Raw genomic sequence first — 17,708 nt, 5'->3', positions numbered from 1 at the left:
CCGAGGCCGGTGGCCATCTTGAAAGATCCGGCCAGTTTTGCCATCCCAGTCGCCGAGCCCTTCCAGCCGAGCAGCGTGCCCCCATGACGATGCAGACCCCCGAACACCGCCATTTCGAAGCCGACGTCTCCCGTCTGCTGCACATGATGGTGCATTCGGTCTATTCCGACCGGGACGTGTTCCTGCGCGAGCTGATCTCCAACGCCGCCGATGCCTGCGAAAAGCTGCGCTACGAGGCGATCGCCGCGCCGGAGCTGCTGGGCGACGAGCCGAGGCTTGCCATCATTCTTGCCGCCGATCCGGAGGCGGGCACGCTCGCCATCGCCGATAACGGCATCGGCATGAGCCGCGAGGAGATGATCGAGGCGCTCGGCACCATCGCCCGCTCGGGCACGCGCAGCTTCATGGATCGCCTGGCGCAGGCCGAAGGCAAGGAAGGGGCGCAACTGATCGGCCAGTTCGGCGTCGGCTTCTACTCCGCCTTCATGGTGGCTTCGAAGGTCGAGGTGGTCAGTCGCCGTGCCGGCACCGACGAAGCCTGGATGTGGGCGTCGGACGGCAAGGGCGAATTTTCCGTGTCGCCTGTCGCCCTCGACGAAGCTCCGGCACGCGGCGCGCGCGTCACCCTTCATTTGATGGAGGAGGCGACATCCTATGCCGAGCGCCGGACGCTGGAGCGCATCGTCAAGGAGCAGTCCGGCCATGTGCCGGTGCCGATCACGCTGATCGAGAAGCCGGGGGCGGAGGCGGTGACCCTCGGCGACGGAGCCGCGCTCTGGACCCGGGCGAAGAGCGAGATCGCCGCGCAGGAATATACCGATTTCTATCGCAGCGTGGCCGGGCAGTATGACGAGCCGGCCGCGACCGTCCATTTCCGCGCCGAGGGCCGCCACGAATACACCGCGCTGGCCTTCGTGCCAGGCGCGCGCCCGTTCGACCTGTTCGATGCCGACCGCAAGGGGCGCATCAAGCTCTATGTGAAGCGCGTCTTCATCACCGACGAAGCCGAGCTGCTGCCGCGCTATCTGCGTTTCGTGCGCGGTCTCGTCGACAGCGCCGACCTGCCGCTGAACGTCTCGCGCGAGATGATCCAGGACAGCCCGTTGCTCGGTGCGATCAGGAAGGGCGTGACCAATCGCATCCTTGCCGAGCTTTCGAAGCTTGCCGAGCAGGACGGCGACGCCTTTGCCGGGATCTGGGACAATTTTGGCGCGGTCATCAAGGAAGGCCTGTACGAGGATTTCGAGCGCCGCGAACAGCTTCTCGGCCTCGCCCGCTTCCGGACCACCGCGTCGGGCGACGGCTGGCGCAGCCTGAAGGAGTATGTCGCCTCCCTCAGGGAGAACCAGACGGCGATCTACTACATCGTCGGCGACGATGCCGGCCGCATCGCCGCGTCGCCGCATCTCGAAGGTTTCCGGGCGCGCGGCATCGAGGTGCTGCTGCTCAGCGATCCCGTCGACAGCTTCTGGGCGGCGAGCGGGCTCGATTTCGAGGGCAAGCCGTTCAAGTCGATCACCCAGGGAGCCGCCGATCTCGGCTTGATCCCGCCACTCGACAGCGCGGCGGCGCCATCGGCCGCTGCGAGCGAGGAAGTGCAAGCCCTGCTCGCCTCGATGAAGGAAGTGCTGGGCGAGGAGGTGGCCGACGTGCGGGCGTCGGAGCGCCTGACCGATAGCGCGGTCTGCCTCGTGGCGGGGGAGAGCGGCCCGGATCGTCAGTTCGAGCGCCTGCTCGCCGCTGCCGGGCGTATCGACGGCGCGGCCAAGCCCGTGCTGGAGGTGAACCCGCGCCACGCCATGATCCTGGGCCTCGCCGCGAATCGAGACGAGACGATGCGGGCCGACGTGGCCTATCTGCTGCTCGACACGGCGCGCGTGCTGGACGGCGAGCGGCCGGCGGATGCGAAGGCATTTTCGCAGCGATTGGGCCGGCTGATCGCGCTTGGCCTCGGGGCGTCCTAGCGGCGGCATCGCCGCGAAGGGGCGCCCATCTTCGCGTATGCCACCGGCCCGTCGACATCGGGACATTCGACACTGCGGCCTGCCGTGGGACGCGCGAAGCGATGTCTGTCTGGCACGGCGCGCGGCTGGGTCGACGTCCCGTTCGGCGGCCTGCGAAGGAAGCCGTGGTTTCTTCCATCCGGGCGGATAGGATCATGTCATGAGTGAGCACCCGCACATCCACCACAGCCATCCCGAGATCGTGAAGCGCCTCAAGCGCTCGCATGGCCATCTGCGCACGGTGATCGAGATGGTGGAGGCCGGCCGTTCCTGCCTCGACATCGCCCAGCAGTTGCACGCGGTGGAGAAGGCGATCAGCCAGGCCAAGAAGACCCTGATCCAGGATCATCTCGACCATTGCCTCGACGAGGTGGTGGCGCCGTTGGAGCCGGATCGGCGGGGCGCGCTCGACGATTTCAAGGACATCATCAAGTACCTCTGAGGTTCATGCCCGTCTCGTCGGGCTGTTGCCGCAGAGTAGCGCCGGCAGCCTGACGTTGCCCCGGCACTATGGGGACGATGCGTGCGCATGGTGAGACGGGGGGCATTCAAGGCCATGATGGCCGCCGCCCCGCAGCACGGCCGGGCCGATCGGTCCCGGTTGAAACAGCGACAAGCTTTCCGCGCCGCTGTCGGGCAGATTGAGCTCGATCCGGGCCCAGTCGAAATCCTCCATCGGTGCGGCGCTGGCCGCCGGATCGGCGATGTCGGCGCACTCCCGACGCGTGCCGTCTCCTGGTCGCTGTCCGCCCGCACCCTTGCGGCGAAGCGGAGCGACTGGTCCGCCTCCCTGGCATTCCCGGCTACCGGCGTTCCGTAAAGGAGCGGTCGCGCTTGCCGATATTCGACCAATATTAGATTGGTCTAATTATTTGACGGGCATCAGAAACCCCTATGCGTATGATCAGACAATATCATTGCTGTATTTCTTGACTCTTTATGCAACCAATATATAACCAAAAGAAAATCGGTATGGATCAATCCAGCCGCGGGTTCGCCAAGCCCGACAGATGATGGGCGCGACGACGCGCCTCGGGAGGAAGCCAATGTCCATCATGCTCGATCGCCGCCAGGCCTTGCTCGCGGGGGCGGGTGCGCTCGCCGCCATCCCGTCCGTGCTCGGCGCGGGGCTGGCGCGCGCCGCCGGCGAGTTCCCCAGCAAGACCATGCAGGTGCTGGTTCCTACCGGCGAGGGAGGCGGCGTCGATCAGGCGGCCCGTGCCTTCAACCGGATCTGGTCGAAATATCTCGGCGCCAATTTCGAGTATTCCTACTTCCCCGGCGCATCGGGCCAGGTGGGCTACGAGGTCTTCGTCGCGAAGCGCGAGCCGGATGCCTACAATATCCTCTTCGGAAATATCGGGCCGGAGATGATCATGTATGCGACCCAGAAGGTCAAATACAAGTACCCGGAAGATTTCACCTATATCGGCAGCATGGATGTCGACGACAGCGTGATCTGGGTGCCCGGCACCAGCCGGTTCAAGACCATCGGCGACATGGTCGAGGAAGGAAAGAAGCGCGAGATCACCCTTTCCACCAGCCGCCTGCCGCATCCCTCGACCATCGGCGCGCTGGCGCTCGCCGAAGCGACCGGCATGAAGGTACGGATGATCCCCTATGGCGGCGGCGGTCCCGCCCGCTCGGCGGCGATCACCGGCGAGGTCGATGGCTGCGCCACCTTCCTGTCCTCCTCGCTGGGCCTCGGCGATCAGGCGCGCTTCCTCACCGTGTTCAACGACACCAACCGCGCACCGGAACTCACCAACAACGCGCCGCCGGTCAACCAGGCGCTCGGCACCAAGATCCCGCAAATGTCCGGCCAGCGCGCCATCGCCATCCATGCCAAGGCGGTGGAAACGTATCCCGACCGGGTGAAGAAGCTCTCCGACACCTTCAAGCAGGTATTCGCCGATCCCGATTACAAGGTGGTCGCCGAGAAGGCCGGTACGCCCTGGGAGTTCATCCAGTATGGCGACGCCGTCGCCTGCCAGGAATCGGCGAAGGAGTTCGTCGAACTCGCCGAGCGCTTCCGCCCGCTGCTGAGCGCCTCCAAGGGCTGAGCCGGACGGCACGGCCTCCTCGGTGCCGCCGCGAAGGCGGCACCCGCGGCCGCCTCGCGCAGGCCGCACCCCGCCCGGCGGGCCCGGGTCCGCACGCCACCTCCGCCCCCGCGCAGGACATCGCCATGAACGACGAGCGTAACGGCAAGGTCGCGACCGGCGCCGACTGGATCATCCCGGCCCTCGGCGCCGCCTTCGCGATCTACTACCTCATCTCCATCCGCGAGCTCGACTGGGAGGCGAAGGTCTCCGGCGTGTTCTGCGCCGTGGTGCTGTTCATCCTGATCGGCATCTTCGCCATCCGCACCGCCGTCGGCCTGCTGCGCGGCACGCATTATCTCGAGATCACCAGCCTCTACGAGGACCACAAGCTGGCCGTGCTGCGCGGTGCGCTGTTCGGCCTGACCGTGCTTTCGGTGGCGGTCATCCCCTGGGCCGGCTTCACGCTGAGCACCTTCGGCTTCCTGTTCGCCTGCTTCATGTGGCTGGAGCGCATGTCCGCCCGCATGGCGGCGATCGTCGCCGGCTGCCTGGCGCTCGGCGGCTTCATCCTGTTCATCCTCATTCTGCGGACCTCGTTCCCGCAGGGCCCTTTCGAGCGTCTCGTCTCGGCGCTGACCGGCCTCTGAGCCCGGTCGCGTCCTAGCGGACGGGAGGTCCGACATGAATCTCAGCCTGACCGTACTCTCCGACCAGTTCCTGCTGAACTTCAGCTATCTGTGGCTGATCGTCATCGCCACCACCATCGGCATCATCATCGGCGCCATGCCGGGCTTCGGCTCGGCCAACACCATCATCATGCTGCTGCCCTTCACCCTCGCGGTGGATGTCGAGGTGGCGATGATCTTCATGGTGTCGCTGTTCGTCGCCTCGCATATGGGCGGCGGCATCACCTCGATCCTGCTCAATATTCCCGGCAATGGCGGATCGGCGGCGACCTGCCTCGACGGCTACCCGATGGCGAAGAAGGGGCTCGGCCAGCAGGCGCTGGTGCTGTCCTTCGTCGCCTCGACGGTCGGCGGCATGGTCACCGCGCTGATGTCGATCTTCCTCTTGCCCTATATCGCCCGCCTCGCCTTCTACATGCACAGCGTCGAGATGGTGGTGATCCTGTTGTTCGGCATCACGCTGATCGCCTCGGTCGCCTCCGACAACATGCTCAAGGGGCTGATCGCCGGCTTCCTCGGCCTGTTGATCGGCGCGATCGGCGCCGATTCCATCTATTCGACGCCGCGCGGCACCTTCGGTTTCATCGAGCTCTATGACGGCGTGCCGCTGATCGCGGTACTGATCGGCGTCTTCGCCATCTCCGAGGCGCTGATCATGATGGAAAGCACGTCGGTGCTCTCGGAGACCGGCATGCAGATGATGAAGCAGGCCGGCTGGAAGGAGACCTGGGAGGGCGTCGTCATGTCCTTCCAGCGCACCTGGCACATGATCTGGACCGGCATCATCGGGCTGATCATCGGTATCGTGCCGGGCGCCGGCGCCTCGATCGCTGCGTTCGTCGCCTATCAGCAGTCGCGGCTCTATTCCAAGACGCCGGAAGAATACGGCAAGGGCATTCCGGAAGGCGTGATCGCGCCGGAATCCGCCAACAATGGCTGCGCCTCGGGCGACCTGATCCCGCTGCTGGTCATCGGCGTGCCCGGCGGCACCACCGCGGCGGTGATGCTGATCGTGATGACCTATCACGGCGTACAGCTCGGCCCGCGCCTGTTCATCCAGAATCCCGGCCTCGGCTATGGCGTGTTCATCACCATGCTGATCGCCTATGCGGTGATGCTGTTCACCACCCTGCCGCTCACCCGCTGGGTGTCGAAGCTGGTGATGATCCCGACCCCGGTGCTGGCGCCGATCATCATCGCCTTCACCCTGGTCGGTGCCTTCGCCCCGCGCGGCTACATGTTCGACCTGTGGCTGACGCTGCTGTTCGGCGCCATCGGCTATGTCTGCCGCAAGACCGGCTTCAACGTCGTCGCCCTGCTGATCGGGGTGATCCTCGGGCCGATGCTGGAGGCGAACGTGATGCGGGCGCTGCGCATCAGCGGCAACGACCCGTGGGTGTTCTTCTCCTCGCCGGTCGGCAACATCCTCTGGGCAGCGCTGGCGGTGTCGCTGGCCATCCCCTCCATCGTGCAGTGGCGGCGCAACCGCGCCGCCGCCCGGATCGCCGCCGCCTGAAGGGCCCGACCATGACCGTCCACGTGCCACACGGGGCGCTGGCCAGCGCCAATATCCGCCCGCTTGCCCGGCTCGACCTGCCGGGCGGCGGCGAGGTGACGATCAAGGATGGCTTCGCCTTCGTCGGCCACATGTCGCCGCCCGACGGCACCACCATCCTCGACATCGCCGACCCCGCCCGGCCGCGCATCGTGGGACGCATCGCCCCGCCCGATCCGTTCTCGCATACCCACAAGGTGAAGGTGGCCGGCGACCTGATGATCACCAATGTCGAGCGTCACCGCCGGCATTTCCACCGCAAGGGCGAACGTCTCGCTGCCGTCACCACCGAGCTCGCCGCCCGCCTCGACCGTCCGCCCACCGATGCGGAGCTCGCCGCTACGCTCGGGGTGGCGAGTGGGGATGTGGCCGATCTGCGCGCCGGCCTCGCCCGCGGCTACGATGCCGGTGGTTTCCGGGTATGGGACATCGCCGATCCGGCGAACCCGCGCCAGCTCGCTTATGTGAAGACCGGCGGCATCGGCGTGCACCGCTTCGACATGGACGAGCGCTACGCCTACATCTCCACCGAGATGGAAGGATATGTCGGCAATATCCTCGTCATCTACGACCTTGCCGACCCGACCCTTCCGCGCGAGGTCGCGCGCTGGCACCTGCCCGGCCAGCATGTCGCGGCCGGCGAGGTGCTTACATGGCCCGGCCAACGCCACCGGCTTCACCATGCCCTGCGGGTCGGCGACATATTGTGGGCCGCATGCTGGTACGCCGGCGGCTACACGATCGACATTTCCGACATTGCGCGCCCACGCACGCTCGGCAGCTACAACTACCATCCGCCCTTCCCCGAGCCGACGCATACGCTGTTCCGCCTCGCCGAGAAGATCGCCGGGCGCGACATCGCGCTGATCGTCGACGAGGAGCACGAGCACACGCCGGGCCAGCCGCATGCGTTTCTCTGGGTGATGGACGCCGCCGATCCGGCGGCATTGAAGCCCCTCTCCACCTTCCACCTCGCCGAGAGCGCCTCGCCCTATGCGCGGGCGGGCGGGCGGTTCGGCGCGCATCAATTCCAGGAGCGGCAGATCGGCAGCCTCGTCTTCGCCAGCTGGTTTGCCGGTGGGCTCAGGGTGATCGACCTCGCCGATCCCGAGACCCCGCGCGAGGCCGGCTATTTCATTCCGGCGCCGGCGCCGGGTCATGCCGCCCCGCAGAGCAATGATGTCGATGTCGATCCACGCGGCATCGTCGCCCTGCTCGACCGCGATCGCGGCCTCGACTTGCTCGCCTTCGAAGGGTGAGATTGCCGCATGTGCGCCGATTGTCTTGACGAACCGCCCGACGGCCTTGCCGTCACGCCGTCCGAACTGGCGCGGATCGCCCGGTGCATCGAGGCTGACATGAGCGGCGAGCCGGTGCCCGCTCGCGCCTGGGCCGTCTATTTCGGCGAGGAGACCGGCTCACTCGACTGGCGGGCGCTGGACCGTATCGCCCGCGCCATGGACGGGGCACGCCTTGTCACCGCCCTTGCGTGTGCCGCCCCCTGCTGAGGGCCCGACAGTCAGGCCGGCGAGGGGTGACGGAGCTACGCCGCTTGCAGATCGAATCGACGGTAGGATGCGTCGAGCGTTGGCGGACGTTTCAGGAAGATATCAGCAATGCCTGACGGCCCGGCTCGCAGCTGATTGGCGGTGGAACTGGTCGCCTGCGAACCGGTCTCCGACATTTCCCTGCTCTGAGGGAAATCAGCAGAGAAAAATTCTCCTCATTAAGTTGCAGCGGGCTGCAGTGAGCCTGTCGGGAGTTCATTGAGAATCGACGCGGACTACCGGCCACGGTTGACAGTGGCCCGCGGCTATGGTCTTCGTTTGTTCGTCTACTCACAGCAGCACGTTCTTCAGGGCATTTGTGGGTTGCCTCCGATCGGCACGCTCCAGCGTGGCGATGTGCATGAGTTCATTCATGCGGAGGTCAATCCTTGTCCTGGATTTGCAACCATGAGCTGCAGTGACGTAGAAGGCCTCCCGACCTCTAACAATCTTTATAACGACCTCCAGCTGACGATCGAGACGGTTTCGATCGGCTCGGTGAAATCGTACACCCGTAATGCCCGCACGCATTCGAATGCGCAGATCGAGCAGATCAAGCGCTCGATCGAGAGCTTCGGCTTTGTCATCCCGCTGACGATTGAGGACGATGGTACGTTGCTGGCTGGCCATGGCCGCCTTGAGGCGGCCAAGAGTGCCGGACGCACCACTGTGCCGGTGGTTCGCATCAGCCATTTGAACGAGGCGCAGAAGCGTGCCTTGCGTCTGGCCGACAACAAGATCGCCGAGCAGGCGGGATGGGACGAGACGCTGTTGGCGCTCGAGTTCAAAGACCTGCTTGAGATTGACCTGTCGCTCGATCTCTCGTTCGATCTGTCGGTGACGGGCTTTGCCTCGGCCGAGATCGATCGCCTGGTCGAGACGATCTCTGACACCGGTGGCGCCGTGGAGCAGGACGAGGAGATCCCGGAAACTTCGGCCGATCCGGTGTCCCGTCTTGGCGATGTCTTCGTGCTCGGCGATCACCGCATCATCTGCGCCGACGCCCGTGAGGCCGCCACCTACGAAGCCTTGCTGGATGGTGAGCGCGCGGCCATGAGCATCAGCGACGCGCCGTATAATGTCAGCATCACACAGCATGTTGGCAGCCGTCGCCATGGTGAATTCCCCATGGCGGTCGGCGAGATGGATGCGGCGGCGTTCGTGCGCTTCCTGACTTCTTTCCTCGCCATGTGCAAAGCCTTCTGCCGTGAGGGTGGGCTGCACTTCGCCTGCATGGATTGGCGCCACATGGGCGAGATGCTGGCGGCGGGTGGAGAGGCCGGGCTGGAGCTCAAGAACCTCTGCATCTGGGACAAGGGCGCCGGCGCGATGGGCTCGCTCTATCGCAGCCAGCATGAACTGGTGTTCGTGTTCAAGGAGCCGGGTGCCGGGCACATCAACAATGTCCAACTGGGCAAGTTCGGGCGCAACCGCACCAATGTCTGGGCCTATCCGGGCGCCACGAGCCTGCGCAAGGAACTGGAACTGCACCCGACGCCGAAGCCGGTGGCGCTGGTTGCCGATGCCATCCGCGACGCGTCGAACCGCAACGACATCGTCCTTGATGCCTTCTCGGGCTCCGGCACGACGATCATCGCCGCGGCGAAGACCGGGCGCCGTGCCCGCGTGATCGAACTTGACCCGCATTATGTCGATGTCGCCATCCTTCGCTGGGAGCAGTGGTCGGGTGGAACGGCGCGTCATCTCGCCACCAATATGACCTTCGCCGAGCTTGCTCATGCTCGTCAGGCGATGCCCCACCCCGAGTCGATCACGGAAGTCGCACCGGAGAAGCACATCCGTCGCCGTATCCCCGCGTCGCTCGGCTCGGAGTGATGGTCATGGCGAAGGGCAAGAACAGCAAGACCGACTATGAGATCGGCTACCGCAAGCCGCCGGAGCACACGCGTTTCACACCGGGAACCAGCGGCAATCCCGGCGGTCGCAAGAAGGGCTATTCCAATCTTAAGACCGAGTTTGAGGAAGTACTCGGCCGCAGCGTGGAGCTTAGCGAGAACCGGAAAAAGCAGATCGTGACGGTTCGGCGTGCTCTGCTCCTGCGCTTCGCTCAGGAAGCTCTCAAGGACGATATCCGCGCGATCGAGAAACTGCTCGATCGCGCCGAGCGCTACGAGGGTACTGAGAGCCACGAGGATGAGGATTTGTCGGACGACGACGCAGAGCTGCTCGAGCGTGCCATCGCCCGCCGCGGTCAGAAGCCTCAGCCGCCGAAACAGGAAGGGGGGCCCGGCAAGGGCCGTACGCGCAAGGCGAAGGACGGTGGCGGCAATGTCTGATGCTCCCACATTCCGCGCCCTCCTTCGTCAGGATCTGACGGCCTTTGTCGAGAAGAGCTTCACCACCCTCGAGCCCGGCATCCGCTATCGCCCCAACTGGCACATTGAGCATCTGTGCTGGCAACTGACCCGGGTGGCGCGCGGTGAGGTGCGCCGCCTGATCGTCAACGTCCCGCCACGCTCGATGAAGTCGATTACTGTTTCGGTCGCCTTCTCCGCCTGGCTGATGGGCAAGGACCCGACCCAGCGCGTCATGGCGGTATCCTACGCCAGGGATCTCGCCCAGAAGCTCGCCGCTGATACCAAGACGGTCATGCTGACCGATTGGTATCAGCGCACATTCCCGCAGCTCGTCTTCGCCAGCAGGGCGCCGCGCACGCTGGAGTTGACAACGACCCTGCATGGCTATCGCTATGCCGCCGGCATGGAGGGCTCTCTGCTTGGCCGTGGTGCCGACGTCATCCTGATCGACGATCCGATCAAGGCGACCGATGCGCTGTCCGAAGCGGAGCGCCGGCGTGTCAACGAAGCCTTCGACAATACCCTGCGTACGCGCCTCAACAACAAGGTCACCGGCGCGATCGTCATCATCATGCAAAGGCTGCACGAGGATGATCTGGTTGGCCATGTCTTGGGAAAGGACGAGTGGGCGGTCGTGTCCATTCCGGCCATCGCCATAGAGGAGCAAACCTACCAGCTGAGTGACAATGCTCATGATGTTCATCTGCGCCGACCGGGAGAGGTGCTGCATCCCGACCGTGAGCCGCTGCACATCCTGGAGGGCATCCGTCGCGCCCAAGGCAGTCTTGTTTTCTCCAGCCAGTATCAGCAGACACCGCTGCCGCTCGAAGGCAACATCGTCAAGCGCGAGTGGCTGCGCAGCTACGCCAACCGTCCGACCTCCTTCGACCTCGTGATTGCAAGTTGGGATACTGCATCGACGCTCTCGGAGACCGCCGACTGGTCGGTCGGGACGGTCTGGGGAGCTAAGGGGCTGGACTTCTACCTGCTGGACCGTGTCCGCGGACGTTTCGAAGTCCCCGATCTGCGCCGCGAGATCACCAACCTCGCCGGCCGTTGGCAGGTGGATCAGACCATTATTGAAGATGGTGACATGGGGCGGGCGATCGCACAGGACCTGCGCCGCACCGGCCAGCGTCAGGTGGTGCTCAAGAAGCCGCATGTCGACAAGCAGGCGCGGTTCCTCGCCCAGTCGGCACGCTTTAAATCGGGCCAAGTCTACGCACCTACCGACGCGCCCTGGTATGCCGAGTGGCTCAACGAGCTGTTGGCCTTCCCGAACGGCCGTCATGACGACCAGGTCGATTCCACCAGTCAGGCGCTCGAATACCTCACTCGCCGGACCAGCCCGCTCAATCCTGTGCGTCAGTCCGAGCCCTCCGCGCGCCCGCGCCCGTCCAGCCTGCCGCGACCGAAAGGGCGGAGTTTCAAGGCACGCACATAGCTGGGTGGAAAGGGGGATGGAGCAACCTCCAATCGTTCGGTTGCCTCGCTTTCCTGTTTCCTTGAGCGCCCGATCACGGTGTCGACAGAACCAGCAACAAGCCAGATAACCGACAAGAACTGTGCGGTTTTCTCGAAAATGTTTCGTCGCAGCGAATATGTGCTCCGCCTACGCCAAAATGGCGAATCCGGCTACATTTCGGGAAGGCTGTTGGTCCGATTGGGGGCGCACACGTAGGTAGATTTACCTTACGGTATATCGACGTCTGTCCAATGAGTCTTCGTCCGACACGTGCAATCAACGTATCCGTGAAAATGAAGGGAGGGTGCCCTATGGATCCGCCTCTCGTCGTGGATCTTGACGGAACGCTTATTCGTACGGACCTTTTGCTGGAATCTTTCTTTGTTTTGCTTTCTGTTTCCCCGTACAAGGCACTGAAATCTCTGGTGGGGCTCCCGGGAGGTAAGGCGGCTCTGAAGTCACGCCTTGCGGATGAGGCTGTCATAGAGTTCGATACTTTGCCATTCAATGAAGAAGTGTTGAGTTTCATCGGCGCGGAGCGTGAAAAGGGCCGGAAGATCTATCTCGCTTCTGCCGCGGACATACGCTACGCACAGGCGCTCGCCGATTGTCTCGGACTCTTTGATGGTGTCTTCGGTTCGCAAGGCACGGTCAATCTTGCCGGTGGCGCCAAAGCGCGTTCGCTGTGCGATGCCTTCGGCGAAGGCGGGTTCGACTATATCGGCGATGCCCCGGTGGACAAGTATGTGTGGCGCAAGGCTCGCAATGTCTATGTCGCCGATGCGCGTCCGGCCCATCTGGCGGAGATCCGCACCTGGGCGCCGCATGCGGAGCCGATCTGCCTGAGGCATCTTCGGCTCAAGGATTACCTGTCCTGTATTCGCATTCATCAATGGTTGAAGAACACGCTGATCTTCGTGCCCGCCATCGCGGCCCATCAATTCTTCGACCAGTTCCTGACGGTTCTCATTGCCTTCGTCAGCTTCAGTCTCGGCGCATCCAGCGTCTATGTCCTGAACGACCTGCTTGACCTGAAGAGCGACCGCGCTCACAGCCGGAAGAAGGACCGCGCCTTCGCGTCCGGGCGTATCCCCATTCTCCATGGCGTGATCCTGTGCCCCGTGTTACTGTCCTGCTCGATTCTCCTGTCCCTGCTGTTGCCTGTCGCATTTCTTCAGGTTTTTGTCGTATATTATGCGGTAACCTGCGCGTATTCATTCCATCTGAAGAAGAAGCTGCTCGTCGATGTTGTCGTCCTTGCCTGTCTCTATGGCAGTCGCCTGTGGGCGGGAGCGGTGGCGACCGGTATCGTGCTGTCGCCCTGGCTGATCGCTTTCGCGATCTTCATCTTCTTCTGTCTGGCGCTGGTCAAGCGATGCTCGGAACTGATCGACCGCCTGGGCAAGGACAGGAAGGATCCGGTCGGCCGTGCCTACAGGTTGAACGATCTGCCGGCGTTGCAGTTCATGTCGGCTGCTTCTGGTTATGTATCCTTGCTTGTACTGGCGCTCTATCTCAATAGCGACGCCGTGCGAGCACTCTATACGTATCCGGATCGCCTCTGGGTCATCTGCATCATCCTGCTATTCTGGATCAGTCGAATCTTGCTCCTCACCCAGCGCGGCGAAATGCATGACGACCCCGTGGTGTTCGCCGCGACCGATCGTACAAGCCTTCTGAGTGCCGCGGCCTGCTCCGGCGCGATTGCCATCAGCATCTAGATGACGCGCGCCACGACGATCGCCGCTCTCTATGCGCTGTTCGCGCTGCTGGCGACCAGCATCAATCTCTGCTGCCAATGGATCGTGCTGCAGATCCTAGCAGTGCTGCAGCTGAGTGCCTGGGTCGAACTTGGCGTGGCGTTGGTGGTGGGCACCGGCGCCGGCCTGGTGGCGAAATACGTCCTGGACAAGCACTACATCTTTCGCGATGCCTCGCGAGGGGCCGCCCATCACGCCAGGAGGTTCTCCCTCTATACCGCGACGGGAGGCGTCACTACCGTCATCTTTTGGTCGGCCGAGATCGTCGGCTCGATGGTCGATCCGGGCGGTGCCGGGATGTATGTCGGCGGCGGGCTTGGTCTGGCCGTGGGGTATCTGCTGAAATACCAGCTGGACAAGAGTTTCGTCTTCGGAGTCAAAGCCGAGGCCCGGGCCAGGGCCACGACGGAGAATGCCATATGATGCTCTCGGGCTGGGGAGGCTATCCGCGCATCGAAGCCGTGCCCGCCAGGCCTGCCGCCGTTGAGGAGGTCCAGGCATGCATCGGCCACGCGACCAGTCTCATTGGGCGGGGCAATGGCCGCGCCTATGGCGATGCCGCGCTCAACGCCGTCTGCGTACTAGATATGCGGCGGATGAACCGGCTTGTCGCGTTTGACGAGGAAACCGGGTTGCTGGTCTGCGAAGCGGGCCTGCTCCTGTCGGAACTCATCGATCTCTTTCTGCCCCGCGGCTGGTTCGTGCCGGTTACGCCGGGAACCCGTTTCGTCACGGTCGGCGGCATGGTGGCGGCGAATGTTCATGGCAAGAACCATCATGTCGACGGCTCGTTTGGTGATCATGTGGATTGGATCGATCTAGCGCTTGCGGATGGCCGGCTGTTGCGTTGCTCTTCGATCGATGAAGCCGACATCTTCAACGCCACGCTCGGCGGCATGGGGTTGACCGGGATTATTTTCCGGGTCGCCTTCTTCATGCGGCGGATCGAGACGGATCTGGTGTGGCAGCGGGTGGAGAAGGCAGCCGATCTCGACGTGGCGATGGACCTGTTCGAGGCAAACGGTGCCGCTAGCTATTCGGTGGCGTGGATCGATTGCCTGTCGACGGGAGCAAGGCTAGGGCGCTCGCTGGTGATGCTGGGAGAGCATCTGGGGAGGGACGAACTGCCGGCCGGGAGGGCGGGGCGCGCCTTCGCGACGACTTGGCGTCAGAAAATGTCGCTGCCGTTCTCGCCGCCGGCCCTGATGCTGAACCGCTACTCCGTCTCGGCATTCAACGCGGCCTATTACCGTCGCGGGCGCCCCGGCGATCGCCTGGTGACGCTGTTTTCCTATTTTTATCCGCTCGACACCATCGGCAACTGGAACCGGCTCTATGGGCGTGATGGCTTCGTGCAGTACCAGTTCGTGCTGCCGATGGCGTCAAGCCGCACCGGCCTGCGCGCCATACTCTCGCGTGTCGCGGCGGCGGGAGTGGGGTCGTTTCTTGCAGTGTTGAAGCTGTTTGGGGCTGCCTTGCAGCGTCCCGCCTCGCTTTCGTTCCCGCGCGAGGGTTACACGCTGGCGCTCGACTTTCCGGTGTGCGCCGACACCTTTAATCTGCTGCTCGATCTGGATCGGGTGGTCGCAGCGCATGGAGGCCGGCTTTATCTGGCCAAGGATGCCCGCGGCGGGCCGAGTATCTTGGCCGGGTACGAGGAGGTTGATGCCTTTCGCGCCGTGCGTGCCCGCCTCGATCCGTTGCGGCGCTTCTCATCTCTCCTGTCGCAAAGGCTCGACCTATGAATGCATTCACGGGCTCCCGCAGGACTGGAGCGCTCATGCTGGTGGTCGGTGGCACCTCTGATATCGGGAGCGCCATAGCCCGCCGCCATGCCGCTGCGGGCGGGGACCTGATCCTGACGACGCGCGAGGCCGCCCGCATCGAGGCGGATGCGCAGGACATTCGTCTGCGCTATCGGGTGCAGGTCACTATCGTGACGTTCGACATCCTGGCCCTCGATACCCATGCGGCCCTTCTCGACCGCTTGCCGAGGCTGCCGGATATCGCCGTGTGCGTGGTTGGCCTGCTCGGCGACAACCTGACCTCGGCCAACGATCCGGCGGCGGCGCGGCTGGTCATGGAGACCAATTATGTCGCGCCGTCCCTTCTCGTCGGGCTTGTCGCCCTCCGCTTCGAGGTCCGTGGCAGCGGAGTGATCGTCGGCATCAGCTCGGTCGCGGGCGAGCGCGGGCGCGCCTCGAACTATGTCTATGGATCGGCCAAGGCTGGTTTTACTGCGTTTCTCTCCGGTCTTCGGGCGCGGCTGTCGCGCTCCTCGGTCCGTATCGTGACAGTAAAGCCGGGCTTCGTGGCCACCCGCATGACCGCGAAGCTGAAACTACCGCCCATCCTGACCGCCCAGCCCGAGGAGGTCGCCGATGCCGTAAGCGTCGCGCTCGCCAAGAAGCGTGACGTTGTCTATGTGCGCGCGATCTGGCGCATGATCATGTCGGTCATTCGCCACTTGCCGGAGTTCATATTTAAGAAAATAAAGGCATGAAATCTCTCGACGACATAGAATTATTTGAATAGTTACTGTCAAAGGATGGCGGGAATGCGGACGATTTTTTTCAGTAGAGTGGAATTTATCTACATTTTTGCCATTTTCATCCTGTCGGGATTGACCTTTCGTGCGCTATATATGATGCACGGTGATTGGAAGGATCTCGTGGATGCTGCGTACGGGGTTACCGAGGGGCGTCCGCATTGGCGTGCATTTCAGAACCGTTTGCTCGGGCCTTATCTCGTCCTTACTATCGATTGGGTGCTTCCGACTTACAAGCAGAGTCTACTTGCCTTCACGGCTGCAGGGCTACTGGTGCAGAATTTTGTTTTCTATCTGCTGCTTAGACTTCAGGGAATTCCGCGTCCGCCTGCGCTTTTTGCGGCATGCATGTGGTCTTACATTTTCATTGTATTGCAAGATTATTGGCTTTATACGTGGGATATTGTTGATATTATCGTATTTACATTAGTGTCCTATGTTATTTTATTTTCAAAAGAAAAGGAATGGCTTCTTTTAATATATTTAATTGCGATCTTGAATAGAGAGATAGCTCTACTTATTCCTATTTTTTACGTGATTGTGGTGTTGTCGGGGGTATTATTTGGTAATGAGAAAGAAAGGAAAAAATTCAAAAACTATATTTTATTAAAAATACCATCATCAATTATATTGATGATAGTAGGAATTTTTTACACGAAATTTTCTCGAGATTTTCTTTTCATAGAGCGACCATTTGGTGGAATGGATAATATAAATTTGGTAATTGGAAATCATATCCATATATTATCAAATATTAAGATTTTATTTTTTCATAATTTCGTATCACCAAGTATATTTCATACATTAATGGTGTTATTATCTATATTGTATTTGATTTTTATTATGTCAAAAACTAAAAATTTTTACATAAATTGTTCGATTGTATTGTATCTTGTTATTATTTTAAATATTATTATATTTGGAATTATAAATGAAACGAGGATGTATCTTCCATTGATATCCATTTTTTTCCTTATTTTCTTTGCTCGAATGATGGAGATGGGCGGTATAGGCCAAACTGGTGTGGTCACGCGAAGCTGAACGTTCCCGGAGTTGCTGTCTGGTCGGGATGGGCGCCAGCCCACGGTTAACTTCGCTTCCCAGTAGCGCCGTCTAATCGGAGGCAGCTGCCTATGGCTGGTGGAGAGTTGAAAGGTTGAAGGCGGTTGCCGTTGACTAGGCTCACTCCCAGTCTGCAGCGCCTAGTCCAATTAAGTAGGTCTGCAGTCTGGTTCGACCGACGGCGATCAGCCGCTTGTTCTCCTCCTCAAAGGGCGTGCCGAGCTTTACGACGTCAACGTGCTCGGTACCCGGCGGGTGAACCGGGCCATCCTGCCTCATTTGCGCAGGCAGTGACGTTGCCCCCTGAAGCGCCCTCGGTTTGAATTGGACTCCGTCGGAAGGAGACGGAGATGAAAAAGAGCCGGTTCAGCGAAGAGCAGATCATCGCGGTGCTGAAGGGGCATCAGGCTGGGATTGCGGTGGCGGATATCTGCCGCAAGCACGGGATCAGCGACGCCACCTTCTACAACTGGCGCAGTCGCTATGGCGGCATGGAGGTATCCGACGCGCGTCGGCTTAAGGCATTGGAAGACGAGAACCGCAAGCTCAAGAAGCTTTTGGCGGAATCGATGCTGGACGTCGCGACGCTGCGCGAGGCGCTCGGAAAAAACTTCTGAAGCCCGGATCGCGAAGAGCGTTCGTGACCTTGGCGATCGAAGAGAAGAGCTACTCGCAGCGGCGACCACATCTATTCGTGACGGGCTGGAAACGCAGAGTGG

Annotated in this window: 15 protein-coding genes and 1 pseudogene; all 16 read left to right on the top strand. The window is 62.0% G+C overall.

What is annotated here, in order from left to right:
• Window positions 1–83: 83 nt before the first annotated feature.
• Window positions 84–1,964 (top strand): molecular chaperone HtpG, encoded by a 1,881-nt coding sequence (gene htpG / locus LGR54_RS00750; protein WP_230360077.1) that lies wholly within the window; start codon window positions 84–86, stop codon window positions 1,962–1,964.
• Window positions 1,965–2,163: 199 nt separating this feature from the next.
• Window positions 2,164–2,445, top strand: coding sequence for a metal-sensing transcriptional repressor (locus LGR54_RS00745; protein ID WP_230360076.1), 282 nt, complete (start codon window positions 2,164–2,166; stop codon window positions 2,443–2,445).
• A 604-nt stretch (window positions 2,446–3,049) separates the two neighbouring features.
• Complete coding sequence (locus LGR54_RS00740; RefSeq protein WP_230360075.1) at window positions 3,050–4,066, top strand: tripartite tricarboxylate transporter substrate binding protein; 1,017 nt, start codon at window positions 3,050–3,052, stop codon at window positions 4,064–4,066.
• 125 nt (window positions 4,067–4,191) lie between these two features.
• Complete coding sequence (locus LGR54_RS00735) at window positions 4,192–4,695, top strand: hypothetical protein (RefSeq protein ID WP_230360074.1); 504 nt, start codon at window positions 4,192–4,194, stop codon at window positions 4,693–4,695.
• Between the two features lie 34 nt (window positions 4,696–4,729).
• The gene (locus LGR54_RS00730) at window positions 4,730–6,250 is read left to right on the top strand and encodes a tripartite tricarboxylate transporter permease (RefSeq protein WP_230360073.1); all 1,521 of its coding nucleotides are present in this window, start codon (window positions 4,730–4,732) and stop codon (window positions 6,248–6,250) included.
• An 11-nt stretch (window positions 6,251–6,261) separates the two neighbouring features.
• On the top strand, window positions 6,262–7,548 hold the full coding sequence (locus LGR54_RS00725) for an RNA polymerase subunit sigma-70 (protein WP_230360072.1): 1,287 nt from the start codon (window positions 6,262–6,264) through the stop codon (window positions 7,546–7,548).
• A 9-nt stretch (window positions 7,549–7,557) separates the two neighbouring features.
• Window positions 7,558–7,797 (top strand): hypothetical protein, encoded by a 240-nt coding sequence (locus LGR54_RS00720; RefSeq protein ID WP_230360071.1) that lies wholly within the window; start codon window positions 7,558–7,560, stop codon window positions 7,795–7,797.
• Between the two features lie 258 nt (window positions 7,798–8,055).
• On the top strand, window positions 8,056–9,672 hold the full coding sequence (locus LGR54_RS00715; RefSeq protein WP_230360070.1) for a DNA methyltransferase: 1,617 nt from the start codon (window positions 8,056–8,058) through the stop codon (window positions 9,670–9,672).
• A gap of 5 nt (window positions 9,673–9,677) precedes the next feature.
• Window positions 9,678–10,133 (top strand): DUF5681 domain-containing protein, encoded by a 456-nt coding sequence (locus LGR54_RS00710; RefSeq protein WP_230360069.1) that lies wholly within the window; start codon window positions 9,678–9,680, stop codon window positions 10,131–10,133.
• Window positions 10,126–11,598, top strand: a complete 1,473-nt coding sequence (terL, locus tag LGR54_RS00705; protein ID WP_230360068.1) for a phage terminase large subunit — start codon at window positions 10,126–10,128, stop codon at window positions 11,596–11,598. The genes LGR54_RS00710 and terL overlap by 8 nt, the downstream gene beginning before the upstream one ends.
• Window positions 11,599–11,930: 332 nt before the next feature.
• Window positions 11,931–13,340 carry a UbiA family prenyltransferase gene (locus LGR54_RS00700; RefSeq protein WP_230360067.1) on the top strand — a complete coding sequence of 470 codons (1,410 nt, stop codon included), beginning with the start codon at window positions 11,931–11,933 and terminating at the stop codon, window positions 13,338–13,340.
• Window positions 13,341–13,802, top strand: a complete 462-nt coding sequence (locus LGR54_RS00695; protein ID WP_230360066.1) for a GtrA family protein — start codon at window positions 13,341–13,343, stop codon at window positions 13,800–13,802.
• Entirely contained in the window at window positions 13,799–15,124 is a 1,326-nt protein-coding gene (locus LGR54_RS00690; RefSeq protein ID WP_230360065.1) for an FAD-binding oxidoreductase, read from the top strand. The genes LGR54_RS00695 and LGR54_RS00690 overlap by 4 nt, the downstream gene beginning before the upstream one ends.
• 35 nt (window positions 15,125–15,159) lie before the next feature.
• Entirely contained in the window at window positions 15,160–15,882 is a 723-nt protein-coding gene (locus tag LGR54_RS00685) for an SDR family oxidoreductase (protein WP_230360064.1), read from the top strand.
• A gap of 54 nt (window positions 15,883–15,936) precedes the next feature.
• Window positions 15,937–16,968: a hypothetical protein gene (locus LGR54_RS00680; RefSeq protein ID WP_230360063.1), complete on the top strand. Its 1,032-nt coding sequence runs from the start codon at window positions 15,937–15,939 to the stop codon at window positions 16,966–16,968.
• 371 nt (window positions 16,969–17,339) lie between these two features.
• Window positions 17,340–17,671, top strand: a pseudogene (locus LGR54_RS00675) (transposase); the annotation flags it as partial.
• Window positions 17,672–17,708 lie beyond the last annotated feature (37 nt).

The sequence above is a fragment of the Ancylobacter sp. Lp-2 genome (assembly GCF_020523795.1).
GTDB lineage: Bacteria > Pseudomonadota > Alphaproteobacteria > Rhizobiales > Xanthobacteraceae > Ancylobacter.
Note: the sequence above shows the minus strand (reverse complement) of the source record. Positions and strands in the feature narration are given on the sequence as shown.